Origin of the sequence: Serratia sp. CY52157 (assembly GCF_052168495.1) — a bacterium.
Classification (GTDB): domain Bacteria; phylum Pseudomonadota; class Gammaproteobacteria; order Enterobacterales; family Enterobacteriaceae; genus Serratia; species Serratia ureilytica.
Genome location: NZ_JBJNMO010000002.1, coordinates 95,905 through 121,349, shown reverse-complemented (window position 1 = coordinate 121,349; position 25,445 = coordinate 95,905). Strand labels below are relative to the sequence as shown.

Below are 25,445 nucleotides of genomic sequence, written 5' to 3'. Positions count from 1 at the left end.
CCTCCGTCCCGTCCTTTCTCGCTGCGTAAAGCGACGCAATTCAGAGAGAATGGGGCGATTTTTCAGCGTCAATTCGTTATCATGCCGCCCTGCTTTTGACGAATCAGCGTGCCGAACGCACGCCCAGCCTGGGATAACATTATGCTGTGGTTTAAGAATTTGATGGTTTACCGTTTGAGCCGCGAAGTGGCGTTAAACGCGGATGAAATGGAAAAACAACTCAGCGCGTTCGCCTTCACGCCGTGCGGCAGCCAGGACATGGCGAAGACCGGCTGGGTCTCCCCGATGGGCTCGCACAGCGATGCATTGACGCACGCGGTCAACGGCCAGATCGTCATCTGCGCGCGCAAGGAAGAGAAAATCCTGCCGTCGCCGGTCATCAAGCAAGAGCTGCAGGCCAAGATTGAGCGCCTGGAGGCGGAACAACACCGCAAACTGAAGAAAACCGAGAAAGACGCGCTGAAGGACGAAGTGCTGCACAGCCTGCTGCCGCGCGCGTTCAGCCGCTTCAATCAGACCTTCATGTGGATAGACACCGTCAACGATCTGATCATGGTCGATGCCGCCAGCGCCAAACGCGCCGAAGATACGCTGGCGCTGCTGCGCAAGAGCCTCGGCTCGCTGCCGGTGGTGCCGCTGACCATGGAAAGCCCGATCGAACTGACGCTGACCGAATGGGTGCGTTCCGGCGAGATGCCGGCCGGCTTCGCCATTCAGGATGAAGCGGAACTGAAAGCGATTCTGGAAGAAGGCGGCGTGATCCGCTGCAAGAAACAGAATCTGATCAGCGACGAAATCGCGGTGCATATCGAAGCCGGCAAGCTGGTGACCAAACTGGCGGTGGACTGGCAGGAGCGCATTCAGCTGATGCTGTCGGACGACGGCTCGCTCAAGCGCCTGAAGTTCGCCGACACGCTGCGCGAGCAGAACGACGATATCGATCGCGATGACTTCGCTCAGCGCTTTGACGCCGACTTTATCCTGATGACCAGCGAGCTGGCGGCGTTGATCAAAAACACCATCGAAGCGCTCGGCGGCGAAGCCCAGCGTTAATCCCGCTCAGAAACGACCAGGGCCCAGCGTTCGCTGAGCCCTGCGTTCCCCTAACGAGCAACCTTTATTTGCTCAGGTAGCGGCACAGATAGGCGGTCGCGTCGGCCACCTGCAGGTTGAACTCGCTGTGCCCCGGCACGAAGAATTTCTCGCCCGGCGTAAACACCTGCCAGTCCGGCGCGCCCGGCAGCAGCACTTTCAGCGCCCCGGTGATCACCGTCATTTCTTCCGGCTGCGCGGTGGAGAAGGTGTATTCGCCCTCTTCCATCACACCCACGCTGGTAAGACCGATGCTGCTACTGTCAAAACCGATAGACTTCACTTTTCCGGCAAAATACTCATTCACTTTCAGCATAGACTGGCACCCGCGTCATCATCTTGTATGGAAAATCCATATTGGGGGATTGCGGTTGATCTGTCACTGGTTTTTCACGCGAAATGCGATCGCGGCGCAGAGCAAACTGCGGCCGGGACGCTTACCGGCAAATGGGCGGACAGCGCAATGGAGTCGGTGCGCAGCGTCTGGCGGGACAAGCGGCGCGATCCGCGCGGGAAAGAGAGCAAGGGCGTCGATTTCCAAACCATAAACAGGAAACCGGCCTGACGCCGGTTTCCGCTGGGCTGCAGGTCAGTGCTCTAGCGCCTCGTATTCATAGCGGTGCTTGGCGTCGAGCGCTTCCTGCTCGGTTTCATGTTCACTGAGCAACGTATTCGGCTCAATGTCGTCGGTGCGCACCTCAAAACGGCGCAGATGCAGGTTCGGGTCGCCTCGAAACACCTCTACGACGCGGGCGCTCCGTGGATAAGCAGGTTGATCATTTTCGCGCATGCCGTTCTCCCGTGTGTTTCACACAGTAGCAAGTATAGCAGCCGCCCTCATTCCGGCACGCGCGAGCCGAGATCGCGATCGCCGGGGGCGCCCGTCAACAGCTCGGTCAGTTCATCGCAGGCGCAAATGCGGCCTTCACGCACGGTGAAGTGCGCCAGCACCCGCACGCGGCTGCAGGTGCCGTCACGCTTTTCCACCTCGACCAGATGGTGGGTCAGCACCGACTCATCCTGCGCCGCCGCCGCGAGCACCTTCAGCGTCATGCGGCGGGTTTGCCGTTTCAGCAGCGCCATATGTTGCTCAAACTGCTCGAAGTTCAGCACCTTGCCATCCACCTGCTGGCGGTAGCCTGCGCTGAAACGGGCGGCGAGCTGCGTCGGCCGATGTTCCGGGCTGGCGACCACCTGCTGCAGCGTATCGAGCACCAGGTTCAGCGGGGTAAGTTGAGTCATCACGTTTCTCCGAAATGGGGGGAATGGCGATCCTATCCCGGCCAGGCGATGGCATAATAACCGCATCAAGACTTTCAATAACGTTAAACGGCCAACATGACGCAGATCCGCAGCCAACGCCTTCAGCATGAAAGAAAGCACCTGACGCCCTGGCACCGGCACGACGGCGGCCAGATCTATCTCTTGACGCGCGGCATGCTGGCGCTGGAACTGCCTGGCCGGCAATGGGCGATCACCGGCGGTGCGCTGGGCTGGCTGCCGCCGGGGTGCCCCCATCAGGCGCTGGCCTGTGGCGATGTGGCGGGCTGGAGTCTGTATCTGCCGGTGGAAAGCGCGCCGGAGATGCCGCCGCAGCTGTTCACCGCCTCAGCGCTATTGCAGGCCCTGGTGGAACGCATCGCGCAGTTCTCCGCCGGCCCGATGAGCGCGCCGCAACGGCGGCTGCTGCAGGTGCTGCTGGATGAAATGGACACGGCAAGCCGCGCGCCGTTGCAATTGCCGCTGCCGCAGGACGCCCGGTTGCTGAACATCGCCCGGGCGCTGCTGAACGATCCCGCCAGCCTGCACAGCCAGCGCGACTGGGCCGCCTGGGCCGGGCTCAGCCCACGCACCCTGAGCCGCCGCTTTCTGCAGGAAACCGGCATCAGCTTCGCGCTGTGGCGCCAACAGGCGCGAGTATTGCGTTCACTGGAGGGATTATCACGCGGCGAAGCGGTCAGCGAGGTGGCCGACGCCTGCGGCTATGACAACGTCAGCGCCTACATCGCCGCCTTTCGCCGCCGCTTCGGCGTCACGCCCGGCGCGTACTTTGCGGCCGCTCGGCAAAGGGAATAGGAAAACGGGCGCCCAGCGCCCGAAGAGAAGAAAAGGTTATTTCACCGTCTCGCGCGGCAGCACCGCGAGGATTTGTTCCACCACCTGCTGAGGATCGGCGGCGCCGTCCATCACGTAATGCGCGGCATCCTGATACAGCGCTTCACGCGCGGCCAGCACCTCGAGCATCTCTTCGGCGATCGGCCTGCCGGTGAGCGTCGGGCGCTGCGCATCTTCCGGGTACTCTTCCAACCGCTGCGCCAACACGCTGGCCGGCGCGCGCAGGTAGATAACGGTGCCATGCTGGCGCATAAACTGGCGGTTTTCCTCCGCCAGGATCGCCCCGCCGCCGGTGGCAACTATAGTTGACGGCTTAGTCACGGTTTGCAACGCGATGGTCTCGCGGCGACGAAACCCCAGCCAGCCCTCGCGCTCGACCATTTCCGCCACGCTCATCTGCGCCGCCTGCTGCATAAACAGATCGGTATCGACGAACTGATAGCCCAACGCCAGCGCCAATGCGCTGCCTACCGTGGTCTTGCCGGCTCCGCGAGCGCCTATCATGAACAGGGTTTGTGTCATTACGGGTTGTCCCTTATGCGGTGACTTGAGTGCATTGCATACCAAAATACCGAGCGGGTGCGATGGCGTGGTGGCAGCATCATACCCCGCCCGCTCTGTATTTCAATATTTACGATAGTGTAAATTCCATGGCACAGCGACTGCCAGCGGCAAAGCCGTGCGCCAGATCCTCATCCAGATGCCGCCGCAAGGCGGCCGTGAGCCGCGCGTCGTCGAGCGGCCGGAACCCCAGCCGCCGGTAATAAGGCGCATTCCACGGCACGTCAATGAAGGTGGTGAGCGTCAGGCGAGCGGCGCCCTGGCGTTTGGCTTCTTCCGCCACCGCTCCGATCAGGCGGCGGCCGACGCCCTGCCGTTGCCAGGCGCCGGCGACCGACAATTCGGCGATATGCCAGTCTTTCCCCTGAGCCTGCACGGCGATAAAACCGGCGCACTCGCCGTTGTCGCTTTCGGCCAGCCATTCACGGCGTTCGACGATAAACGCGGCGTGCTGTTGCGGGCTCATCACCTCGCCTTCGGCGATAAAGCGCCACGCCGGCTGCTGGCGAAACAGCTGCGCCGCCGAGCGTTCAACCGCCATCAGATGCGCGATATCCTGCTGCTGCGCCAAACGAATTTGCAGGCTCATGGGTTCTCCTTAACGTTGGGGCGGTTATTTAAGCAAATTTCACCGCCCGCGGCTCAGAAATCGATACTGCCGCGCAGCACTACCTCACGCGGTTCCCCCACCGCCACGCGCAAATTGCCGCCGCTGGACGGGTAATAGGTTTTATCGAACAGGTTCTTCACGTTCAGCTGCCATTTCACCCGATAGCCGTTGATCGGCATAGTGTAAGCGGCGAACGCATCGGCAACGGTGTAATTATCCATATTGAAGCTGTTGGCGGCATCGCCCGGGCGGCGGCCCACGTAGCGCGCGCCGGCGCCGATACGCACCTCATCGCCGCTGTACAGGCCCAGGCTGCCCAGGTTCTGGGTCAGGAACAGCGAGGCGGTATGGCGCGCCACGTTGGTCATCTCTTTGCCCTTGTTGTCCGGATCGTCCACCACGCGCGCGTCGGTATACGCATAGGAACCGATCAGGCTCAGCGAGTCGGTGAGGTTGCCTGCCACGTCCAGCTCCACGCCCTGCGAACGCACGCGCCCGGCGGTGCGCGTCACGGTTTCGCCCTCCACCAGCTCATTGACCATGACGTTGCGCTTGGTGATGTCGAACAGCGCCAACGTGCCGGTGACGCCGTTCGGCAGCGCCAGCTTGCCGCCGACTTCCCACGACTTGCCCTGCTCCGGCGGCAGCGAACCAATTTGGGTGGCGATGGAGGAGTTAGGCTTGAACGACTCGGTATAGCTGCTGTACAGCGACACGTAAGGCGTCAGCTTGTATACCACCCCGGCGCGCGGCACCAGCTTGCCGTCCGAGCTGTCGGTGTTGGTCTGGAACGGCCGCCCCTTGCCGGCATAGACGTCGAAAGCGTCGTAGCGCAGCCCGCCCATCACCAGCCATTTATCGGTCAGTTGGATGGAATCCTGCATAAACCAGCCGTAGCTGGTGAGATTTTCCCGCTGATCGCTGTCTTTGGCGCTGACCGCGGTCGAGGGCGGCATCAGGCCATATACCGGATGATAGATATTGAAATCGCTGTTCTTTTTGCCGCGGATCATGTCGCCGCGGTAGGTGCGGTTATCTTCAAAATCGAAGCCGAACAGCATCTGGTGGTTGATGCGCCCCCAGTCCACGTCGCCATTGAGCGTCAACTGTACCGCGTTGGCGTGGCTGACGGCATGGGCGGTCGAGTCGGCCTGGCGAGTCAACACACCGGTCACCGGATTCAGCGCCGTAGCGCGCGCCTGGTTGCCGCTGTAGCTGTTGCGGCTGTAGGCGTAGGTCAGCGAGCTTTTCCAGCGCTCGTTGAGCGTTTGATCGATCTGCAGGGTAATGCTGTCCTGATCGCCGCGGGTGGCGTTATAGGCTTCGTCGAAACGGCGATCGCGCGGCGTATTCACCGGTTTGCCGGTGCGCGAATCGATAATGGTGCCGCGATCGAACGGCACCAGATATTCCATATGTTCATAGGCCAACCGCACGGTGGTGTTCTCGCCGTACCACATCAGCGAGGGCGCGATCACCGTCTGGCGATTGCGGCCAAAGTTGCGCCAGTAATCGGTTTCATCGTGATCGACGATCATCCGATAGGCAAACCCCGACGTGCCGAGCGGCCCGGTAACGTCGAGCTGGCCACCGCCGCCGTTGAAACTGCTGCCCCAGCCTTCCACGTGGGTATGCTGCTGCAGCTGGGGCTTTTTGGTGATCATGTTGATCATCCCGCCCGGCTCGCCCATGCCGTACAGCATCGAGGCCGGCCCCTTGAGCACCTCCACCCGCTCGGTGGTCGGCGTAAAGTTGCGCGCCTGCACCGAGCGCACGCCGTCGCGCAGAATGGAGCCGTCGCGGTTGTCGCCGAAACCGCGTTTCATTACCGCGTCCTGGGTGCCCCCGAGCGTGTTGGCCTGGGTTATGCCGCTGACGTTGTACAGCGCTTCGTCCAGGCTGCTGACCGCCTGATCGGTAATCACCTGTTGCGGCACCACGTCGATCGCCTGCGGCACGTTCAGCAGGTTGGTTTCGCTGCGGGTACCGGTGACGCTGGTCAACGGCTGATAGCTCTGCACGCCGTCGGCGTCTTTGCGGCCGATCACCACCAGGTTTTCTTCCTGCGACGCGGTTTTTTCCGCCGCCCACGTCGGCGATGTCGCGCAGGCCGCCAACGGCAATGCGCACCACCAACCGCGTTTGTTGTTATTCATTATCTAACTGACTCCAATAGGTCCCTGAAAAAGGTAACGGCAAAAACTGCTGATAAAGCTGTTGGAAGGTCTGCTGCGGGTTGATGTCGGCGAACAGATCCGGGTAAAACGCTTTGGCGAACACCTCGACCAGCACCACGTGGTACGGGCTGAGGTAAAAGTTGTGCCAGACGCTCCAGGCGCGGTGGTTTTTCACCACCTGCAGGTTGGTCAGCATCGGCTGTTTGGCGATCAGCCGGCGGAAGCTGTCAGCGGCCTCTTGGCGGCTGACCTGCGGCCCGAGGCGCAGATCGGACAGCCGTTTGCCCTGCGGCCCAGCCATGCCGGTGGCGAGGTACACGTCGGGATTGGCGCTCAGAATGGTTTCCGGGTTCAGCTCGCCATACACCCCTTTGACGCTGGCGTTGGCGATGTTGTCACCGCCGGCGAAGGTCAGCAGATCGCCAAGGTTGCCGTGCGCGGCGGTGGTGCAACAGGTGTCGCGCCGCCCCAGATGCAGGTGCAGCATCACTTTGGGCTTCGGCCCCTGATAGCCCGCCAGACGTTGCTGAATCACCGCCATATGCTGCTGATAAAACTGGATGAACTGCTCGGCGCGCTGCCGGCGATTGAGCACGTCGCCCAGCAGCCGCACGCTCGGCACGGTGTTGTTCAGCAGATCGATGCGCAGATCGACGTAGATCACCGCCACGCCGGCCTTGTTCAACGCAGAAACCAACCGATCGTTGTCGCCGTCTTCACGCGCATAGCGCGCCAGGATCACCAGATCCGGTTTCAGCTGCAGCAGGCTTTCGACATTGACCTGGCGAAAGTTATTGCCGCTGATGACGGGGATCTGGGCTATCTGCGGAAACTGCTGCGTATAAAGCTGCCAGCTTTGCGCATCGAAACGCGCCAGATCCGCCGGCCAGCCGACGATGCGCTGCGCCGGGTTGCCCGGCTCCAGCAGCGCCAGCGTATACAACATGCGGCTCTCCCCCACCACGATGCGCTGCGGATTGTCCGGCACCACAACCTGACGGCCGGTGATATCGGTCACCGTCTTCGCCTGGGCGGAGAACACGCCGAACCACAGAGAAAGCAGCAGTAAAATGAGGAAATTGCGCATGATTGAGCCGAAAGGGGGAAATAGTGTGCGCATGATAATCACTCTCATTAGCACTTGCAATCCCGCGCCGCCATTGCCAAAAGAAATCCGGGAAACGGCGCCGGGCGTGCGGCAAACACGGCGAAACCGCTAAAATAACGGCTTTAAAAAGTTAAAAAAATGGCGGGGAAATCGGTTAAATAGAACGGGGAAACAGCTAAAAACCGGGAGACCTCCATGACTCAACGCATCATTCCGCTGTCGGATTGCCCGCAGTTTGCCGATGTATGCGCCGCCTGGGCATTCGGCCAGTGGGGTTCACAGCGCGGCGGCTCGCTGGAGCGCACCCAGCTGCGTTTCGCCCAATGCAGCCGACCGGGCGACGACCACCTGACGCTGATGATGATCGACGGCGATCGTCCGGTGGGCATGGCCAGCCTATGGCCCAGCGACGACCATCAGCGCCAGGATCTCACCCCGTGGCTGGCCGGCGTCTTCGTGCATCCCGATCACCGCCGCAAGGGCATCGCCCACCGTCTTGAAATGGCCATCGTCGAGGCGGCGCGGCAGCGCCATCACTCGGTTCTGCATCTCATTACCGACAAATCGGAAGCGCTGTACGCCGGCTGGGGTTGGCAACCTCTGGAGCGCCGGCGGCAGCATGACGAAGAGGTGGTGGTGATGGAGAAAAAACTGTAGCTAACGCGGCGTACAGACATACACCAGCGCCGGCGGGAAGTTGCGCACTACCCGCAGGCGCTTCCAGTGAAAATAGCGCGACAGCAATTTTTCCGACAGGTGGCTGTATTGGAACAGCACCAGCGTGCCGTTGCGCGCCAGCAGCCGCTGCCGGGCCTGCTGAAGAATGCGCACGCTGATCCTGACCGGGATCGACAGCAGCGGCAGGCAGGAAAACACCACGTCGTAATCCGTGGCCATCCGGGTCGCCGAATGGCCCATCACCTGCAGCCGCCGATCGTCAATCCCGCGCAGCCGATGCACGAAATGGGGTTGGATCTCGAAGGCCTCCAGCGCCGCATCGGCGCGCATCCGCCCCAGAATGCGTTTGGTCAGCACGCCGTCCGCCGCGCCCAGTTCCGCGATCGACAGCGCCCGGGTCCATTCAACCTGATTGAGCATCGCCTGACACAGCCACGGGGAAGAAGGCGCCAGCGTACCGACGGTGCGCGGTGAAGCCATAAATTGCTGCAGGTAAGCGAAGTGATTCATCAGTTGCAGTCGGGTCGCATTTAACATTGAGGCCTCCTTGGGTTAAGCCCTCAATGTGAGCCGAATTTCTTAAGTAATCATTAACATGATTCCGAAAGCGGCGGACACAGTTGTAATAAAATGCAACCTTGTCAGCGGCGCGCAAAGAAAAACGGTCGCAATAATGATCTGAGAATAAGCGGTTTATGCGCCGACCGTTCAGATAATTATTGCGACCGTTTATTTTTTTGGCCGCGTTGCCGCGGCCAGAGGGTAAAAAGCTAACGCTTAGCGATAAATTTCCGCATTGCCGCGCCAGTTGCTGGAGTCCCCGGGGGTGTCCAGACCGATAATGCGATAATGACTGGCGCCGTCCGCCGCGGCTTTTTCTTTCAGGGCGGTGATGGCGTCATGCGGTGAGCCGCTAACGCCGGAAACCGACACGACGCCGAGGCTTTGCAGATTGGCAGCCTGCTCGCTGTTGACCTGTTTTACCGACGACAGCGGCGCGGCGAAAGTGGAAAATGAAGCGGCGGCGATCAATACGGCTGCGATGCTTGGGATAAGTTTCATGATTGACTCCAGGTGTTCTTGTTTATTCGCTCGTTGTCAGTGATGTTAATTATCCGCTAGCCAATGAAAACGGACGTCATGCAACGTAAAGAACATCAATCATTGTGAGGAGAATAAGGAGGAAGTGAGAGCGGGTGTGTATTTTCAGGCGAGAATGACTTTATAGGCTTCACCTTACCCCTATTTGATGAACAATTAAAGACGGCGCGTGATAAAGAATGCGCGCCGCGTCTATTTAAGATTTTTTACCCGCCGGAGCGCGCTGAGCTACGCTGAATTTTGTGGCTTACCCTTTTAAGGAAGAACGCTTATGTCGCAAAACCTGCTGCGCGTGCGTGACGGTCAGGGCGCGTCGGTCTCATTTTCCGAGCTGCTGTTCGATCTGATCTACGTTTTCGCCGTGACCCAACTTTCCCACTATCTGTTGCATCACCTGACGCTAACCGGCGCGCTGGAAACCCTGCTGCTGTGGTTCGCCGTCTGGCTGGCCTGGCAATACACCGCCTGGGTCACCAACTGGTTCAATCCGGATACCCGCCAGATCCGCCTGTTGCTGTTCGCGATCATGCTGCTGGGGCTGTTCGCCGCCGCCGCGTTGCCGCAGGCGTTTGGCGAACGCGGTCTGATCTTCGCCCTGTTCTACGTCGCCATTCAGGTCGGGCGCTCCGCCACGGTATTGCGCCTGCTGGCGCCCGATCATCCGTTAAAACAAAACTTTCGCCGCATTCTCGGCTGGCTGTGCATCTCCGCCATCTTCTGGATCGCCGGCGGGCTGGCGGAAGGCCATGTTCGCCTGGCGCTGTGGGCGATCGCCGTCTTGTGCGAGTACGTCTCGCCGATGTTCGGTTTTCGCCTGCCGGTGCTGGGGCGCTCGGACAGCAGCAGCGAATGGACCATCGAAGGCCACCATCTGGCGGAGCGCTGCCAGCTGTTCGTGATCGTGGCGCTGGGGGAAACCATTCTGATCACCGGCGCCACCCTGAGCGAAATGGAAAGCTGGAGCCTGCCGGTACTCATCGCTTCGCTGGTGGCCTTTCTCGGCAGCCTGGCGATGTGGTGGGTTTACTTCGACACCAGCAGCAAAGCCGGCAGCCACGCCATCAGCCAGGCGGAAAATCCCGGCCAGCTGGGCGCTTATTTCCATTATGTGCACGTCGCGCTGGTGGGGGCGATCATCGTCTGCGCCGTGGCCAACGAGCTGGTGATCGCCCATCCCGACGGCCGCATCCAACACGCCACGGCGGCGGTGCTGCTGCTCGGACCGGCGATTTACCTGTTCGCCAACGCGCTGTACAAACGGCTGGTGTATCGCCGCTTCCCGCTGTCGCATCTGGTTGGGCTGCTGGCGCTGGCGGTATTGGCCCCGATCGCCTATTTAACCGACCTGCTGATGGTCAATGGCCTGACGACGCTGATCATGGTGGTGGTGGCGGCGTGGGAGAGCATCTCGCGCGGCAAAGCGCCGCAGCGGCACGCGCAAGCCTGAATCAAACGGGGGCGCAATCGCCCCCGCTGTGAGATTGATGACAAACCTCATGCCATTACCGGGTTTGCAGAGAGCAGTGGATAAAAAACAAGGAAAATCAATTTATTGATTTTCGGCTGATGGCCACAAAGGAGGAAAAACCACGTTTTTTCCTCCTTTGTCAACGGTCTGACGGGGGCGCAATCGCCCCCGATGTCGGTCACTTCAAGGATTGCGGCAAGGTGAGCACCCAGAGCTCACTCAGCGATTCCGGCTGCTCCAGAGGGCGCAATTCGATGCGGGCGTCGGTTTTGTCACCGTCGAGGCTCAACCGCCCTCCTTTCTCCAGCTGATAGTCGCCGATTTTCTTGCTCTTTGGCGACGCATCCACCAGCGTGGCCTGCAAGCCGAAATCGTTGTCATTGATCACCGCCAGCGTGCGATCGTCGATCAGCGCCAACCCTTCCGCTTTCTCCTGGCGCCAGCCCAACTGACGCAGATCCGCCACTTCCCGTTTCTGCGCCAGCTTCACGCCGCGTTTAGCCAGATCTTTCGCATCGTCGAACTCCAGCGCTTTACCCTGGCCGTCAAACGCGCTCAGATCGCTGGCCTGCGCGAGATCCACCAGATAGATCTTGTTTATCATCGACTTATCTTTACCGATTCCCTGTTCAATCAACAGGATGCGCTGGTTGTCCAACGCCACGACATCGCCAATTTTGGCGTCTTTGGCTTTTTTATAGCTGTCGATATCGATGGGATAGCCGTACATGGCGGTTTTGCCACTGCGCGGATCGAAGCTCACCAGCCGGGTAAACTGCGCCTTGTTTTTGCTTTTGCCATCGACATCCAGCGTGCTCTGCACCGCCGCCAGAATTCGCCCGTCCGGCATCCGGGTCAATCCTTCAAAACCGCGGTTGGGCTGACGCCATTTCAGGATGTTCGGCAAACCGCCCGCCACCGCCTGTTCGCCGGCCTGCGGCGTTGGGCCATATTTGGCGAGGATTTTACCTTTGCCGTCGATATGGATCAGAAACGGGCCGTACTCATCACACAGCCAATAGCCGCCGTTGCCGTCACCGGTCACCCCTTCGGTATCCAACCCGCGGCGATCGCCGGACAGCGGCTGCAACGCGTCGTTCAACGCCACTTCGTTTGTAGAACCAATCAGCTCGCCCGGCAACGGCAGCCCGCCGATCGGCCCTTTTTCGTCGTGCAAGGGCCGCGCATTCTCGGCTACGGCCTTGCCGCCGCCGATACGAATGTCCATCAACAGAGGCGTGAATTGCGGATTGGCGAAAATCTTGGCCTCTTGCTTGCCTACCGCAGGAGCATCGGCATTCGGGCCGCGATCGGTCAGCGTCGTCAGCACCAAATCGTCGCCCTGCTTCTTGTTGAACATCAATCCGGAGCCGATCCCTACCGGCAATCCCTGCGGGAAATGCTTGGCGAACGCCCCCTGATAGGCGACGCGTTCCCCGCCGGGGAAGCCGACCACATAACGCGCCACCTCAATGTCGGCAGCGTGAGCCAATACCGGAAACAGTGAAGCCAACAGCAGGGAGAGCGATTTTATTTTCATATTTTTTACCCGAGGTTAAATGAAGCGTTGTCAGGCAGAAGACGATATTAATTTAGCATGACACTTAGATGACAATAGGCAATTCGTCAAATGCACATCAGGCAATAAGGTTGGCTGGCAAATAGAAATGAGCAATTAACCTGAGCGTATTGAATGGAGAAAACCGCTGGAAAAAACCGCCCGGAAATAGCCCGCCGTTTTGCTTAGGGTAAATTCTTATAACAAAGATAAAAAAATCGGCAAACGCGCGTCAACACGGCGAAAAACGGTGTTTTTCTCATAGACAAAATAAAATGTCAGGGATTTAATACCGCCGTTATTCAAGGTGCATTAAGAAAATTCTATAGAATATCTGCATGAACTTAAAAAGCTGTTCTATAGTTTTTAGTGCTAACGCCCGTTAGTCTATTCCGCAGGATGGAATCTATGTCAAAGCGACTTTTTGCTGAATTTTTTGGCACATTTTGGTTGGTGTTTGGTGGTTGTGGTAGCGCAGTATTGGCAGCGGCATTCCCACAGCTGGGTATTGGTTTCCTCGGCGTCGCGCTCGCTTTCGGTCTGACCGTAGTGACGATGGCCTATGCCGTCGGCCATATTTCCGGCGGGCATTTTAACCCGGCGGTCACCGTCGGCTTATTCGCCGGCGGCCGTTTCGCGGCGAAAGACGTGATCCCTTACGTTATCGCACAGGTGATCGGCGGTATCGCCGCAGCGTCGGTGCTGTATTTGATCGCCAGCGGCAAAGCCGGTTTCGACGCCACGGCAGGCGGTTTCGCCTCCAACGGTTACGGCGAACACTCGCCAGGCGGTTACTCTCTGCAAGCCGCAATCGTGATTGAGCTGGTGCTGACGGCCTTCTTCCTGATCGTTATTCACGGCGTGACCGACAAGCGCGCGCCGGCAGGCTTTGCCCCGCTGGCTATCGGCCTGACGCTGACGCTGATCCACCTGATCAGCATCCCGGTGACCAACACCTCCGTCAACCCGGCGCGCAGCACCGGCGTAGCGATCTTCCAGGGCACCTGGGCGCTGCAGCAGCTGTGGGTGTTCTGGCTGGTGCCGCTGGTCGGCGGCATTATCGGCGGCCTGATCTACCGCTGCCTGCTGGAAGACAAAAAATAAGCGTATCGCAGTCGATCGCGTTTCACGGGGCAGCCTTCATCGGCTGCCCCGTTGCTTTCAGCCCTTCGTCACTTCAAACATCATGATATCGCTGGTGAAGGAGCCGTCCGGCTGGATGGCGAAATGCTCCGCCACCTCCTGCGACACGCTTTGCTGCAGCGCGCGGATCGCGGTGACGAAATGCGCCGGCGTGCGCATACGCGCCACCCAACTGCCGAACTCCAGCGTCAATCGATCCGACGTCACCTCGCGTACCACCAGCCCGGCCTCGGTCAGCAACGTCAGCCACTCGCCCGGCGCATAGTTGCGCACGTGCGAGGTGTCGCGCAGCACTTCCACGGTTTGCAGGTAGATATCCAGCAGCGGGTGCCCCGGCGAGACCACGTCCATAAAGATCGCGCTGCCGCCCGGTTTGAGTACCCGCCTGACCTCGCGCAGCGCCTGGCCGACATCGCGCCAGTGGTGCGCCGAATAGCGGCTGATGACCAGATCGAAGCTGGCGTCCTCAAACGGCAAAGACTCCGCCACGCCCTGCTGCTGCTGAATGTTGTTCAGGCCTTTTTCCGCCGCTGCCTGCTTCACCACCGCCAACATTTGCGCCGACAGATCGTAGGCCACCACCTGCGCTACGCTGGCCGCCGCGGTGAAGCTGGCATGCCCGGCGCCGCAGCCCAGATCGAGCAGGCGCGCTTCGGCGTGCGGCGCCAGTAACCGCGCCAGACGTTGCAAATCCTTGCCCTGCGCATGCACCGCGCTGGTTAAATAGGCGTTGGCCTGCTCGCCGAACTGCCGGTCTACCGCATTGTTATGGCTGTTGCTGTTGCTCATGTTTGCTCCTGTTATTATCCGGCTTGCGCCTGTGCCTGAAGGCTTTCGGCTACTATAATCAGGCTACTATACGGGTACAATATGAGCAGTTATCCTGGTATAAATAGGTACCATGCTATGTCATCAGAAGCCTTATCCGGGCCAAAAGCCCTCGGCGCGTTTCTGCGCGCGCACCGCGAACGCATCACGCCGGAAATGATCGGCCTGCCCAGCTCTTCGCGCCGCCGCACCAGCGGCCTGCGCCGCGAAGAGTTGGCGCAAATCAGCGGCATCAGCGCCACCTGGTATACCTGGATCGAACAGGGCCGCGAGGTGTCCATTTCCCCTTTCACGCTGGCGCGCATCGCCAAAGCGCTGCGGCTCGGCCCGGCCGAACGCCACTACCTGTTTACCCTGGCGCGTATCGCCGACCCCGAGCAGGAAGCGCACCGCGAAACCGCCAATGACGCGGTGCTGCAAAGCGTGCATCAGATGACGGTGCCCTGCTATCTGCTGGACGTGAGCTGGAACGTCGTCGCCTGGAACCCGCAGGCGGCGGCGCTGTTCAGCGGCTGGCTGGATGTGGCCAACAGCCCCAACCTGCTGCACTTCATGTTCTTCCACCCGTTGGCGAAAACGCTGGTCAGCGATTGGGAAGAGCGCGCGCGCCGCGTGGTGGCCGAATTTCGCGCCGAGACCAGCCATCATCAAAATACCGAAGAGATGCGCGCCTTCGTGCGCAACATGACGCACAACAGCGCGGACTTTAATCACTGGTGGAAGCAACATGACGTCATGGCGCGCGAAGGCGGCGAAAGAGCGTTCGAGCATCCTCAGCGAGGCGCGCTGCGCTATCGCCAACTCACCTTCCATCCGGCGGAGCACGCCGGTCTGAAGCTGGTGATGCTGATCCCGCTGCCGCAATTGGTAACAAATTCATAGGCAGGTTTACCCGCCATTTATTTATTGGTTCATGTAAACGCGCTAGGGTAATTGATACCGATGATAGTGATCATCCAGCACCGTTATTTATCTCCTGAGGTACTCCTATGCAATCCGAAGAACAACGCCTTATCGATGGTCTGTTTGGCCGCCTGAAAGAAGCCGAGACCAAGACGGGCCCACGGGATCTCCAGGCAGAGCAGCAAATCAACCAGCATATTCGCGAGCAGCCTTCCGCCCCTTATTACATGGCGCAGGCGATGATTATTCAGGAAGCGGCGCTCAAGCAGATGGATCAGCGGGTCAAAGAGCTGGAGGCCCAGGTGGCGCAGCTGCAGCAAACCGCCAACGGCCAGCAGAGCAGCGGCGGCTTCCTGGCCGGCCTGTTCGGCGGCGGCAGCCGCAGTACGCCAAGCCCGCGCGAACAGTATCAGGCGCAGCAGCAAAATACGGCGGCCTGGAACAACGCGCAGCAGCCGCAGCAACCGGCCTATGCCCCACCGCAGCAGGCGGCGCCTTCACGCGCCGGCGGCTTCCTGGGAGGCGCCTTGCAAACGGCGGCGGGCGTCGCCGGTGGCGTGGTATTGGCCGACATGCTGACCGGCATGTTCCGCCATTCGCAACCACAGGAAATCGTAAATATTATCGAGGAAACCCCGGCGCCGCTGGACGACAGCGCAATGCGCAATTTCGACGCCTCCAACAACCTGGATACCTTCAACAACGGCGATGGCGGCAGCTTCCTCAACCAGGACAACGGCTTCCAGAACGCCAACTATCAGGACGACACGGACTACGCCGACGACGATTACAGCGACGACGACGACTCCTTCCTGTAATTCCCTTCGCCCCCTCTCACCCGCAGAGGGGGATTTCCCGTTTCGCCATTCTGGTCTACAGTGAACACTGTTCATTTATCCAGCAGAGAGAAACGATGACAAGCTTTAATCCTTCCACCCCTTTCTTCAGTGAACGCCTGCAGATGCGCCCACCGGTGATGGCGGATCTCGCGCGTTTCTACGCCATCTTCGGCGATCCGCAAACGCAGCGTTTCAATCCCGCCGGCCCACTCACCAGCGAAGCGCAGGCCGCATCGGCGCTGCAAGAGAGGATTTCCGGGTGGCAACAACACGGTTACGGTTCCTGGGCGATCGCTCTGCGCGAACGGCCGGATTGGATTATCGGCTTTGGCGGATTGTCCCGGAAACCGCTCGGGGCGCAGCGCACCGTGAACCTCGGCTATCGCTTCGATACTCGCGTCTGGGGCATGGGATTGGCCACCGAGATGGCGCGGGCATCGCTGCAATACGGTTTTGCCGGATTGGCGCTGGAGGAGATTTCCGCCATTGTGCGTGCGGAGAATCAGGCTTCGTGGCGAGTGCTGGAAAAGATCGGCATGCAGCGGGTGGATACGCTGGATGACGTGCCCGGCGCGGCGCCGAGCCTGGTGTATACGCTAAAGCGCTGCGACTATCAGGGCTGATCGTCGCTGATTTTGGCCAACGCCATGCGGTAAGATTTGACCTTCTGGCGCTTTTTCAACCAGGTGGCGGTAGAGACGATGAATACCGCGCCCGACATCGCCAATACGCCGGTTGGATGGCCATAAAACACCATCAAGGCAAAGTAGACGGCGGAAACGATCGCCACCCATTTCGCCGTATTGCCCATGTCGTTTTTCTCTTGGGTCAAACGGCGGATGTGCTCTTCTTCACTGATTCCCATGCGCGCTCCTTGTTGGCTGAATGACCCATTATATGGAGCTGGAGTGCTGATATTTCAAGCGGTTGGATGGTAAAGAAGCGTAAAGCTCAGGCCGGTGGCTCCCGCCGTCGAGGCAGATAGCGCCCGGGCTGGTCGGCACCCGGCAGGCCGCTGCCGTCGTTGCGGCCAAACAGCCGGTAGCGATTGCCGGCGACCGCATCGTAGATCTTGTCCTCCAGTCGCGGCGGCAAGCAACGCGCCAGCGCCAGCGCGCGGTACGGCCATCCCACTTGGCGCAGCGCCCGAAACAACGCCGCCGAACGCAGCCAACAGCGCCCCTGTTCCACATAGACCACGGAATCGAAACGGTCGGTCGGCAATCCCAGCGCCTGCAGGATCGCCTGTCCTTCGACGGATTGCACCGTCGCCAACAGAATGCGCCGCTGCCGATCGGCGCGAACAAGGTATCTCACCAGCCCATGACACAGGTTGCATTCGCCGTCGAACAACAACGCGCGATCGCCGGGCTGCAGATAAGGCAGCTGTGATAAAGGGGTCATCCCGCCTCCCGAAAAATGCTCGCCTTAGCCTAACGCGCCTGGTGCGCCCAGGCCAGAGCGGGATGACGGGGCGTGTTAAGGCGCGGGCGGTGCGTCAGGCACCGCCACCACCGCGACGCGCACTTCGTAATGTTTGGCGCTGCCCGCCGGGATCACCGCCGTCAGTTTGTTGATGGTTTCCACCGGATTGTCGCTGGCCGAGGTGGCGCAGAACAGCTCACCGCCGCGGCAGAACCCCGGCTTGGGCGGGTGCCCGCCCGGGAAAGGCGGCATGCGCATCGGTTCATCCGCCACAGGCGGCAACGCTTTGGCCGCAGGCGCCTCGGGAGCAGACATCGCGCTCGCGCTGAACAACAGCGCCATGCCCATGCAGGGCAGCGCCAGGATCTTGATTGCTTGTTTCATTGAATTAGCCTCATTTGCCGGGTTCGGGATTACGCTACCCCGCCCCCGGCCCATGAGAAAGCCGCTTTTCGCTACCTTTTCGCCCCGCTGCGCTTTGCTTACATCCCGCGTCTAACGTGATGAAAACAGAAGATTTGGTAAGCATTCCGATCTTTCCCACTTTCCGCACGGCACATGCCGCCCTACGTGGAAAGCTCTTCATGTTCTTTTGCCAATCAACGGCTTAAAGTGGGTATGGACTAACTTTCCTGCTTATCTTTTCTCTTCTGCCTAAAGTTTTCGTCATTAATACAATATTGGTAAGAATCAACGATCAAACCCGTTAGCCGCAAAATATTTTCCGGACGGTCGATAATGATATGCCCCCCTGCAGCCAACTCCAGGCCGGCGCGAGTTATCTCAGCCTGTCTGGCCTCGTCTATCTCAAGCGGAAGCAAAATGGTTGGACGTTGCTTATTGTCGAAATAGCGCAGAACCCATCGCGTCGTCTTCCCTTGAAAGAGGATGCTGTAATAGCTTTCCGTGTCTTTCGCAATCAGCTCTGCCTCAGTGCCCAAGATCATCGCCACATTGTCAAACAAGCACCTTTCTGCAAAGGTCGTCACTATTTTACTATTATCGGGATCAACGATCGGGGCGAGCGGATCCGGTCTGTTTTGCGCTTCACCTTCATCTGGTGACTCAGACGCTACAACATTTTCCGACGTCACTGACAGACCAGAAACGACCATCGCACTCACCGCTTTTTCAACAGCCAAACGAACCAATGGCGTTATTGTGTCCAAAAATCGTTGGTTTAGCTGACGCTGAACGTTAGAGCGACTTGCTACATAGCGAACAAAATCAGAATCAACATCTCGAAGACTGGCGCTGATAGTTTTTGTAAATGAAGTCAGATAGATGCTTTCTTCAGCTAATGTCCGCAGCGCTTCCGGCTGAAATTGGTCGTGCCTAAATCGATAGAGCTGATCAATATCAGAATCGTTTAGATTATTAAAATCTATCTTCAAGAATGGTGTATCATCCATGATGTTTTTATCTTTCAGATCGGTGAAAAATCGCCATTCTTTCCCATTGGTTATTGCAGAAACCGTAACCTCCGGTGTCGCATTAAAATAGCGAGATAGCTGGGGGCTATGATTTGACAAATTTTGATTGAAAGACTTCGCCTCGATGAACATGACGGGAACCGCATGGCAAAAAAGGGCGTAATCAACGCGCTCACCCACCTTAACACCTGGAAAATCAGCACCATACTCTGCCTTCACCTTAGTAGGATCATATGGATGAAAGCCTAGGGTTTCTAATAACGGCAAAATTAATGCCTGCTTAGTCGTTTCCTCAGTATTGCAATGCTGACCTACCGAGGCCACATGAAGAACATGGGCCTTAAGCTTATCTCTGAATGCATTCATCAATCATCCCTCTGCTGTGTTAAATCGCTGTAGTCTTAAATTACACGTTCAAAAGCGCTTTTCTTGCAACAAAGCGGGGCTCTTAAATAGAACTCCGTCAATATTTAATAGAATTAGCATTAATTATTAGTTATATAGCAGAACAAATAGCCTTAATCAAAATGGGAACAAAAAGACCTAAAGTCGATCACAATAAAAAAGAGAGAAGTATTAACAGATGGGAATTTATAGCGAGTGAACGATTGCTGGTACTGGTACTTATACAGAATCCAAATACAAATGATGGGCAGCAAATACTGCCCATCTATCGCGTTACTTGCCGTTCGTCAGCGTGTTGTAGCTGGTCATCAGATTGCGGTAGTCCGGGATATGGTTGGAGAACAGCGTGCCCAGGCCTTCGATGTCGTTGCGCCAGTCGCGGTGCAGCTCGCAGGCGACGCCGAACCAGGTCATCAGCTGCGCGCCGGCGGCCTCCATGCGGCTCCAGGCCGACTGACGCGTCAGCTCATTGAAGGTGCCGGAGGCGTCGGTCACCACAAAGACCTCGAACCCTTCATTGAGCGCCGACAGCGCCGGGAATGCCACGCACACTTCGGTCACTACGCCGGCGATGATCAGCTGCTTGCGGCCGGTGGCTTTCACCGCCTTGACGAAGTCGTCGTTGTCCCAGGCGTTGATCTGGCCAGGGCGAGGAATGAAGGGAGCATCGGGGAATTGGGCTTTCAGTTCGGGCACCAGCGGGCCGTTGGGGCCGTTTTCGAAACTGGTGGTAAGAATGGTCGGCAGGTTGAAGTACTTCGCTAAATCACCCAGCGCCAGCACGTTGTTTTTAAACCGATCGGGATCGATATCACGCACCAGCGAAAGCAGCCCTGCCTGATGATCCACCAGCAATACGGCGGCCTGGTCTTTGTCGAGGCGCTTGTAATTTGCAGTCATGGTTTTACTCCTGTGGGGTTGATGTTGCGGATGAAACGCCCCGCCGCAGGGCGGGGCGTTGAGGTTTAAGTGTAGCGCCTGAGCCGGGGAACACTGTCCGCCCCAGGCGCCAAGGTTCAACCGGCGCTCGCTTCGGCGTTCATGCTGCCGAACTTGCCGCTGTTGAAATCGCGGAACGCCTGCTGGATTTCCGCGTCGCTGTTCATGACGAACGGGCCGTAGCCGACGATAGGCTCATCGATCGGTTCGCCGCTCAGCACCAACAGCGCGACGTCGTTGTTGGCTTCGATGGTGATCGAATCCCCCGCCCGGTCGAAACGCACCATTTGGGTTTCGCGCACCACGTCTTCACCGTTAACCAGGATCGCGCCGTGCAGCATCACCAGCGCCAGCGTATGGCCTTCTTTCACCGTCAGTGTGGTGGTATGGCCGGCATTCAGCTTCATGTCCCACACGTTAAGCGGGCTGAAGGTGCGCGCCGGGCCGGCGTGGCCGCCAAAGTCACCGGCGATCACCCGCACCTGCCCTGCGCCGTCCGCCAGAGGAACCACCGGAATATCGGCGTTCAGCAGCGTCTGATAGCCCGGCTCGGCCATTTTGTCCTTGGCCGGCAGGTTGACCCACAGCTGTACCATTTCCATGGTGCCGCCCTTGCGCGAGAAGTCCCGCGAATGGAACTCTTCGTGCAGAATGCCGGAGGCGGCGGTCATCCACTGGACGTCGCCGGGGCCAATCACCCCGCCGCTGCCGGTCGAGTCGCGGTGTTCCACTTCGCCCTGATAGACGATGGTCACCGTTTCAAACCCGCGATGCGGGTGCTGACCCACGCCACGGGTGCCGGAGGCGGAGCGGAATTTGGTTGGCGCTGCGTGATCCAGCAGCAGGAACGGGCTCATTTCCGCTCCCAAATCGTTATAAGAGAACAGCGAATTCACCAGGAAACCGTTACCGACCCAATGTGCTTCCGGGCTGTTGTGAATACCGAGGATTTTTTTCATCTTGAACTCCCGTTTCAGACCTCACGGCCTTAAGTTGATATCAGAAGTTTAATCCGCCGGGGTTTGCTGCAGTAGTAGGCAAGATGTACACTCAGCGTTCTACTGGTAGAACGATAAGGGATGCGATGCTGACCGATCTGAACGACCTGTTTTTCTTCGCCAGCGTGGTCGATCACCAGGGATTCGCCCCCGCCGGCCGGGCGCTGGGCATTCCCAAATCCAAACTCAGCCGCCGCGTAGCGCTGCTGGAAGAGCGGCTGGGCGTGCGCCTGATCCAGCGCTCGACACGGCGCTTCTCGGTGACCGAGGTCGGCCAAACCTATTACGCGCACTGCAAGGCGATGCTGGTGGAAGCGGAAGCCGCGCAGCAGGCGATCGAGCAGACGCGCGCCGAGCCCTGCGGCACGGTGCGCATGTCCTGCCCGGTGGCGATCCTGCACACTCGCGTCGGCAGCATGGTGGCGGCCTTTATGGCCGATTATCCCAAGGTGACGGTGCATCTGGAGGCCACCAACCGCCGGGTGGACGTGGTGGGGGAAGGGTTGGATCTGGCGATCCGCGTGCGGCCGCCGCCGCTGGAGGACAGCGATCTGGTGCTGAAGATCCTCGCGCAGCGCACCTGGTGCGTCGCCGCCAGCCCGGCGCTGGTGCGCACCCTCGGGCCGGCGCAAACGCCGGAAGACCTGCGTAAATACCCGACGCTCGATCTCGGCCCGGCGCGCGCTCAGCACCAATGGCGGCTGACCGGCCCACAGGGTGAACGGGTGGAGTGGGAGCACACGCCGCGGCTGGTCACCGACGACATGCTGATGCTGCGCACCGCCGCCATCGCCGGCGCCGGCATCGTACAACTGCCGGCGATGATGATGCGCGACGACATGCTGCGCGGCGAGCTGGTGCAACTGTTGCCTGGCTGGCAGCCGCAGGGCGGCGTCGTGCACGCGGTCTACCCGTCGCGCCGCGGCCTGCTGCCGGCGGTGCGGCTGCTGCTCGACTATCTGGGTGAGCAGTTCGCCAGCATTGAAGAAGAGTAATCAGGCGGTGATTTCGATCGCGTTGCCGTCCGGATCGCGAATGACCGCCTCGTAGAAGCCGTCGCCGGTCCAGCGTGGCGCGGACAGCAAGATGCCCTCCTGCCGTGCGCGCTGCGCCAACCGATCGACCTGCCGCTCATCCCCCAGCGACAGCGCGATGTGCGCCCAGCCCACCCGCTCCTCCTGCGCCTGCGCCGGCAGCAACGTCGGCACGCGCATGATCTCCAGCGTTGGCCCGGCCGCCAGGCTGACGAAGCGGGAAACGAACCCCGGCCGATTGCGGCTGACGTACTCCTCCCCCGCTTCACCGTTGAAATAGCGCTGCCAGAACGCCAGCTGCGCGTCGATGTCACGGGTCCACAGGGCAACATGGGCTATTTTCATCATCATTCTCCGGTCGATAAATCGCTGTGCCAGATCTGGCCGCCGCCCTGCGCCACCTGCTGCTCAAGCTGCGGGTGCGCGCCGCGCGCCGTCACCAGATGATCCACCCGCCCGGCGGGCAGGAAGGGGTAAGGGGCGTAGGTATTGAGTTTGTCGCGGGTGCACAGCACCGCCACGCTGCCGGCGCGCGTCAGCAACCGCTTTTTGAACGTGGCGTCCTGGTAACTCAACGCGGAGAAGCCCCCGGCCGGGTCGTAGGCGCAAATGCCGGTGAACACCAGATCGAAATGAAATCCGTCGATCTCTTCCGCCGCCTTGGCGTCCACGCAGCCGCCGACCTGCGCATCCAGTTCGCCGCCGATCAGGATGGTGCGGATCCCCGGCCGTTCCAGCATTTTGCCGGCGATGCTCAACGCATTGGTTACCACCGTCAAACGCCGATCGCGCGGCAACAGATCCGCCAGATACAGGTGGGTGCTGCCGGCATCAAGGAAGATCAGCTGTTCTTCGCCGATCACCCCCAGCGCGGTCTGTGCCAGCGCCAGCTTCTCATCACCGCTGAGGGCAATGCGCGCCGCAACGGGGCCTTCGGCCGGCGTCGGCGCCAGCGCACCGCCATAGATGCGTTTGCACAGATTCTGTGCCGCCAGCTGACGCAGGTCGCGGCGGATGGTCGCTTCGGTGGTATTCAGCCGCTGCGCCATCTCCAGAGCCAGCACTCGCCCCTGTTGGCGGAGCGTGTCGAGAATGGCCTGATGGCGCTCATTCGGTAACAGTTTGGACATCATGTCAATCCGGCGATGCTAAAGTGATCATGAATGTACACAAACGTACACGATCGAACAAACACTTTTTTGGCAACACTCAAGCGGCGGAGCTCGTCTAGACTGAAAGTGACATCACAGATAAGGGATTATGACGCGATGACCTCCGCCGTGCTTTATACGCTGTTTCCCGCCGCAGCCACCGTCGTCGGCGCAGCGATGGCGCTCTATCGCCGCCCCGGCGACGCCGCGATGCGCGTCATCCATCACTTTACCGCCGGCATCGTGTTCGCCGCCGCCGCCACCGAAATCTTGCCCGATCTCAAACAGCAGTCGCCTTTGGCGGTGTTGCTGGGCGGCGCTGTGGGGGTGCTGTTAATGTTGCTGGTTCGGCGGCTGGGCGAAAAAGCGCAGGGGCCGGTCGGTTTTATCGCCGCGGTCGGCGTCGATATCTTTATCGATGGGCTGGTGCTGGGCATTGCCTTCGCGGCCGGCGCCAAAGCCGGCCTGCTGTTGACGCTGGCGTTAACGCTGGAAGTGCTGTTCCTGGGATTGTCGATCGTCGGCGATTTGCAAGACTTTCTCGGCAGGCGGCTGCGCGTCATGGCGGCGATAGTTGGCCTGGCGCTGCTGTTGCCCATCGGCGGCCTGCTGGGGGCGCCGGTGGCCATGCTGGGCGCATTTTGGCTGACCGCCTTTCTGGCCTTTGGCCTGATCGCCCTGCTCTACCTGGTGACCGAAGAGCTGCTGGTCGAAGCGCATGAAGGCGGAAAGGAAACCCCGTTCGCCGCCGCGATGTTCTTTGCCGGCTTCCTGCTGCTGTTGCTGTTGGAAGAAGGTTTAGGATAAAAAAAACAGGAATTTCATGGCGCATGCCGCCCGGTGGCAACGCTTTGGCTATACTGAGGCAAGCGAAGTTACCGCAGACGTAACGGCTTGGGCGTAAAGGGAAAACGATGTTATTGACGATCGCAAGGTGGCTGTTTCAATTACCCGGGAAGCTGTTTGGGCTGATTTTTAAAAATCGCCTGAGGGTATTTCTGTTCTTCATGCTGGTCGCCCTCGGGGTGCTCGGCGTCAAGCGCTATCTGCTCACCCACCAGTATGACGACGAATTCAGCCTCGCCGCCCCCACCGATTACAACCGCGCCATCAAGCGCGAAATGCCGCAGCGCGAAGCACGTGAGCAATGCGGCGGGCCGCTGCACGATAATACCGGGCAACCCTGGCCCGCGTCAGCCGGCTATCTGCATCAGCCGACCGGCCTGCCCGCAACCGGCCTGCATCGGCTGACGCTGGACAATCAAGGCAACGATTTCGCGGTGTTGGTCAAAATGGAAACGCCCGCCGCGCCGCAGCAGCTGGCGGAAGTCTTTATTCCGGCCGCCGGCAGCTTCGAGGTTAAAATGAATGCAGATGCGGAACACGTGATGAAAATCAAGAACATCAAGACCGGCTGCATGTTCCGCTCCAGGCCGTTCAACCTGGATAAACGGAGCGATTGGCGCATACCGTTATCGCTGCAAAAGGACGGCAGCCTGCAGCTGCAGTCGATAGGCGATCGGCAATTCTGATCGGGCGCCGGGCAGAGTCGCCGGCGCCGCAGAGGTTACTTTTTCACCGGGTGATCGCGGCGGAACAGCTCCCAACTTTCAATTTCCTGCCCATTCGGCAGCGTACAGGTCGAATACTGGCCCGCCGCGTTTTCTTTGGCGTTCAGCTTGCCGCCGATTTTGGTGCAATACACGTCGGCCGGGTTCGCCATGCCGATCGGTTTCACCTGCGGCGGTGGCGGCGCATCGTTGGATTTCACGGAACACCCCTGCAACATCGTCATCCCTGCCAGCAGGGAAAGCATCAACGTTTTTTTCATTTTTCCAGCTTATGCAAAATACCCACGGCGGAACGCTCCGCCGTGGGT

Annotated in this window: 32 protein-coding genes; 12 read left to right on the top strand and 20 right to left on the bottom strand. The window is 59.6% G+C overall.

The window, feature by feature from the left end; translation table 11 throughout:
- Positions 1-141: 141 nt before the first annotated feature.
- Entirely contained in the window at positions 142-1,053 is a 912-nt protein-coding gene (gene rdgC, locus ACJ8IP_RS10310) for a recombination-associated protein RdgC (protein ID WP_004940461.1), read from the top strand.
- A gap of 64 nt (positions 1,054-1,117) precedes the next feature.
- Here rdgC and ppnP read toward each other — a convergent pair whose 3' ends face one another.
- Complete coding sequence (gene ppnP / locus ACJ8IP_RS10305) at positions 1,118-1,408, bottom strand: pyrimidine/purine nucleoside phosphorylase (protein WP_004940463.1); 291 nt, start codon at positions 1,406-1,408, stop codon at positions 1,118-1,120.
- A 27-nt stretch (positions 1,409-1,435) separates the two neighbouring features.
- Between ppnP and ACJ8IP_RS10300 the strand changes: the two genes are divergently transcribed.
- Complete coding sequence (locus ACJ8IP_RS10300) at positions 1,436-1,657, top strand: hypothetical protein (protein WP_147838735.1); 222 nt, start codon at positions 1,436-1,438, stop codon at positions 1,655-1,657.
- Between the two features lie 24 nt (positions 1,658-1,681).
- Here ACJ8IP_RS10300 and ACJ8IP_RS10295 read toward each other — a convergent pair whose 3' ends face one another.
- Positions 1,682-1,882 (bottom strand): YaiA family protein, encoded by a 201-nt coding sequence (locus ACJ8IP_RS10295; RefSeq protein ID WP_164107025.1) that lies wholly within the window; start codon positions 1,880-1,882, stop codon positions 1,682-1,684.
- Positions 1,883-1,929: 47 nt separating this feature from the next.
- Positions 1,930-2,334 (bottom strand): nuclear transport factor 2 family protein, encoded by a 405-nt coding sequence (locus ACJ8IP_RS10290; RefSeq protein ID WP_033651063.1) that lies wholly within the window; start codon positions 2,332-2,334, stop codon positions 1,930-1,932.
- A 96-nt stretch (positions 2,335-2,430) separates the two neighbouring features.
- On the opposite strand from ACJ8IP_RS10290, the gene ACJ8IP_RS10285 reads away from it, so the two are divergent.
- Complete coding sequence (locus ACJ8IP_RS10285; protein ID WP_164107026.1) at positions 2,431-3,168, top strand: helix-turn-helix domain-containing protein; 738 nt, start codon at positions 2,431-2,433, stop codon at positions 3,166-3,168.
- Between the two features lie 36 nt (positions 3,169-3,204).
- Here the strand turns inward: ACJ8IP_RS10285 and aroL are convergent, their stop codons facing one another.
- The 4 genes from aroL to ACJ8IP_RS10265 all read right to left on the bottom strand — a co-directional run bounded on the left by aroL (position 3,205) and on the right by ACJ8IP_RS10265 (position 7,642).
- Positions 3,205-3,729, bottom strand: a complete 525-nt coding sequence (gene aroL / locus ACJ8IP_RS10280; RefSeq protein WP_060659886.1) for a shikimate kinase AroL — start codon at positions 3,727-3,729, stop codon at positions 3,205-3,207.
- A gap of 109 nt (positions 3,730-3,838) precedes the next feature.
- Positions 3,839-4,357, bottom strand: a complete 519-nt coding sequence (locus ACJ8IP_RS10275) for a GNAT family N-acetyltransferase (protein ID WP_164107027.1) — start codon at positions 4,355-4,357, stop codon at positions 3,839-3,841.
- 53 nt (positions 4,358-4,410) lie between these two features.
- Positions 4,411-6,534 (bottom strand): TonB-dependent siderophore receptor, encoded by a 2,124-nt coding sequence (locus tag ACJ8IP_RS10270; RefSeq protein ID WP_442524391.1) that lies wholly within the window; start codon positions 6,532-6,534, stop codon positions 4,411-4,413.
- Positions 6,527-7,642 (bottom strand): ABC transporter substrate-binding protein, encoded by a 1,116-nt coding sequence (locus ACJ8IP_RS10265; RefSeq protein WP_164107029.1) that lies wholly within the window; start codon positions 7,640-7,642, stop codon positions 6,527-6,529. The genes ACJ8IP_RS10270 and ACJ8IP_RS10265 overlap by 8 nt, the downstream gene beginning before the upstream one ends.
- 216 nt (positions 7,643-7,858) lie before the next feature.
- Here ACJ8IP_RS10265 and ACJ8IP_RS10260 point away from each other — a divergent pair, with 216 nt between their 5' ends.
- Positions 7,859-8,320, top strand: a complete 462-nt coding sequence (locus ACJ8IP_RS10260; RefSeq protein ID WP_033651058.1) for a GNAT family N-acetyltransferase — start codon at positions 7,859-7,861, stop codon at positions 8,318-8,320.
- Here the strand turns inward: ACJ8IP_RS10260 and ACJ8IP_RS10255 are convergent, their stop codons facing one another.
- Positions 8,321-8,878 (bottom strand): class I SAM-dependent methyltransferase, encoded by a 558-nt coding sequence (locus ACJ8IP_RS10255; protein ID WP_033642027.1) that lies wholly within the window; start codon positions 8,876-8,878, stop codon positions 8,321-8,323.
- A 240-nt stretch (positions 8,879-9,118) separates the two neighbouring features.
- On the bottom strand, positions 9,119-9,403 hold the full coding sequence (locus ACJ8IP_RS10250; protein WP_033634035.1) for a YdgH/BhsA/McbA-like domain containing protein: 285 nt from the start codon (positions 9,401-9,403) through the stop codon (positions 9,119-9,121).
- 310 nt (positions 9,404-9,713) lie between these two features.
- Here ACJ8IP_RS10250 and ACJ8IP_RS10245 point away from each other — a divergent pair, with 310 nt between their 5' ends.
- Positions 9,714-10,889, top strand: coding sequence for a low temperature requirement protein A (locus ACJ8IP_RS10245; RefSeq protein WP_033651057.1), 1,176 nt, complete (start codon positions 9,714-9,716; stop codon positions 10,887-10,889).
- Between the two features lie 199 nt (positions 10,890-11,088).
- Here the strand turns inward: ACJ8IP_RS10245 and ACJ8IP_RS10240 are convergent, their stop codons facing one another.
- Entirely contained in the window at positions 11,089-12,450 is a 1,362-nt protein-coding gene (locus ACJ8IP_RS10240) for an esterase-like activity of phytase family protein (RefSeq protein ID WP_164107031.1), read from the bottom strand.
- 426 nt (positions 12,451-12,876) lie between these two features.
- Here ACJ8IP_RS10240 and aqpZ point away from each other — a divergent pair, with 426 nt between their 5' ends.
- Positions 12,877-13,572 carry an aquaporin Z gene (gene aqpZ / locus ACJ8IP_RS10235; RefSeq protein WP_033642023.1) on the top strand — a complete coding sequence of 232 codons (696 nt, stop codon included), beginning with the start codon at positions 12,877-12,879 and terminating at the stop codon, positions 13,570-13,572.
- Between the two features lie 57 nt (positions 13,573-13,629).
- Here aqpZ and ACJ8IP_RS10230 read toward each other — a convergent pair whose 3' ends face one another.
- Positions 13,630-14,400: a class I SAM-dependent methyltransferase gene (locus tag ACJ8IP_RS10230; RefSeq protein WP_147838739.1), complete on the bottom strand. Its 771-nt coding sequence runs from the start codon at positions 14,398-14,400 to the stop codon at positions 13,630-13,632.
- A gap of 117 nt (positions 14,401-14,517) precedes the next feature.
- Here ACJ8IP_RS10230 and ACJ8IP_RS10225 point away from each other — a divergent pair, with 117 nt between their 5' ends.
- From ACJ8IP_RS10225 to ACJ8IP_RS10215, 3 genes are all read left to right on the top strand, one after another.
- Positions 14,518-15,321: a helix-turn-helix transcriptional regulator gene (locus ACJ8IP_RS10225; RefSeq protein ID WP_033642020.1), complete on the top strand. Its 804-nt coding sequence runs from the start codon at positions 14,518-14,520 to the stop codon at positions 15,319-15,321.
- Between the two features lie 107 nt (positions 15,322-15,428).
- Entirely contained in the window at positions 15,429-16,160 is a 732-nt protein-coding gene (locus tag ACJ8IP_RS10220) for a DUF2076 domain-containing protein (protein WP_033642019.1), read from the top strand.
- Positions 16,161-16,255: 95 nt separating this feature from the next.
- The gene (locus ACJ8IP_RS10215; RefSeq protein ID WP_099783849.1) at positions 16,256-16,804 is read left to right on the top strand and encodes a GNAT family N-acetyltransferase; all 549 of its coding nucleotides are present in this window, start codon (positions 16,256-16,258) and stop codon (positions 16,802-16,804) included.
- Here ACJ8IP_RS10215 and ACJ8IP_RS10210 read toward each other — a convergent pair.
- From ACJ8IP_RS10210 to ACJ8IP_RS10185, 6 genes are all read right to left on the bottom strand, one after another.
- The gene (locus ACJ8IP_RS10210; protein ID WP_033642017.1) at positions 16,795-17,046 is read right to left on the bottom strand and encodes a hypothetical protein; all 252 of its coding nucleotides are present in this window, start codon (positions 17,044-17,046) and stop codon (positions 16,795-16,797) included. The two genes, ACJ8IP_RS10215 and ACJ8IP_RS10210, sit on opposite strands and share 10 nt — an antisense overlap.
- A gap of 86 nt (positions 17,047-17,132) precedes the next feature.
- Positions 17,133-17,585, bottom strand: coding sequence for a thiol-disulfide oxidoreductase DCC family protein (locus tag ACJ8IP_RS10205; RefSeq protein ID WP_164107032.1), 453 nt, complete (start codon positions 17,583-17,585; stop codon positions 17,133-17,135).
- 75 nt (positions 17,586-17,660) lie between these two features.
- Positions 17,661-17,990, bottom strand: a complete 330-nt coding sequence (locus ACJ8IP_RS10200; RefSeq protein ID WP_033651052.1) for a hypothetical protein — start codon at positions 17,988-17,990, stop codon at positions 17,661-17,663.
- Between the two features lie 239 nt (positions 17,991-18,229).
- Positions 18,230-19,405, bottom strand: a complete 1,176-nt coding sequence (locus ACJ8IP_RS10195; RefSeq protein WP_033651051.1) for a type I restriction endonuclease — start codon at positions 19,403-19,405, stop codon at positions 18,230-18,232.
- Between the two features lie 312 nt (positions 19,406-19,717).
- A complete protein-coding gene (ycaC, locus tag ACJ8IP_RS10190) occupies positions 19,718-20,344 on the bottom strand; it encodes an isochorismate family cysteine hydrolase YcaC (RefSeq protein WP_004928476.1) in 627 nt (208 codons plus the stop codon).
- A gap of 116 nt (positions 20,345-20,460) precedes the next feature.
- On the bottom strand, positions 20,461-21,342 hold the full coding sequence (locus ACJ8IP_RS10185; RefSeq protein ID WP_016928920.1) for a pirin family protein: 882 nt from the start codon (positions 21,340-21,342) through the stop codon (positions 20,461-20,463).
- A 125-nt stretch (positions 21,343-21,467) separates the two neighbouring features.
- Between ACJ8IP_RS10185 and ACJ8IP_RS10180 the strand changes: the two genes are divergently transcribed.
- Positions 21,468-22,376, top strand: a complete 909-nt coding sequence (locus tag ACJ8IP_RS10180) for a LysR family transcriptional regulator (RefSeq protein WP_004940584.1) — start codon at positions 21,468-21,470, stop codon at positions 22,374-22,376.
- Here ACJ8IP_RS10180 and ACJ8IP_RS10175 read toward each other — a convergent pair whose 3' ends face one another.
- Both ACJ8IP_RS10175 and ACJ8IP_RS10170 read right to left on the bottom strand, forming a co-directional pair.
- Positions 22,377-22,760 carry a VOC family protein gene (locus tag ACJ8IP_RS10175; RefSeq protein WP_033642012.1) on the bottom strand — a complete coding sequence of 128 codons (384 nt, stop codon included), beginning with the start codon at positions 22,758-22,760 and terminating at the stop codon, positions 22,377-22,379.
- Positions 22,761-22,762: 2 nt separating this feature from the next.
- Complete coding sequence (locus ACJ8IP_RS10170; RefSeq protein ID WP_033642011.1) at positions 22,763-23,545, bottom strand: DeoR/GlpR family DNA-binding transcription regulator; 783 nt, start codon at positions 23,543-23,545, stop codon at positions 22,763-22,765.
- A 138-nt stretch (positions 23,546-23,683) separates the two neighbouring features.
- Between ACJ8IP_RS10170 and ACJ8IP_RS10165 the strand changes: the two genes are divergently transcribed.
- Together ACJ8IP_RS10165 and ACJ8IP_RS10160 are read left to right on the top strand one after the other, a co-directional pair.
- The gene (locus ACJ8IP_RS10165; RefSeq protein ID WP_164107212.1) at positions 23,684-24,373 is read left to right on the top strand and encodes a transporter; all 690 of its coding nucleotides are present in this window, start codon (positions 23,684-23,686) and stop codon (positions 24,371-24,373) included.
- Between the two features lie 107 nt (positions 24,374-24,480).
- A complete protein-coding gene (locus tag ACJ8IP_RS10160; RefSeq protein ID WP_164107213.1) occupies positions 24,481-25,098 on the top strand; it encodes a hypothetical protein in 618 nt (205 codons plus the stop codon).
- Between the two features lie 35 nt (positions 25,099-25,133).
- Here ACJ8IP_RS10160 and ACJ8IP_RS10155 read toward each other — a convergent pair whose 3' ends face one another.
- Positions 25,134-25,397 (bottom strand): putative hemolysin, encoded by a 264-nt coding sequence (locus tag ACJ8IP_RS10155; RefSeq protein ID WP_019454261.1) that lies wholly within the window; start codon positions 25,395-25,397, stop codon positions 25,134-25,136.
- Positions 25,398-25,445: the final 48 nt, after the last annotated feature.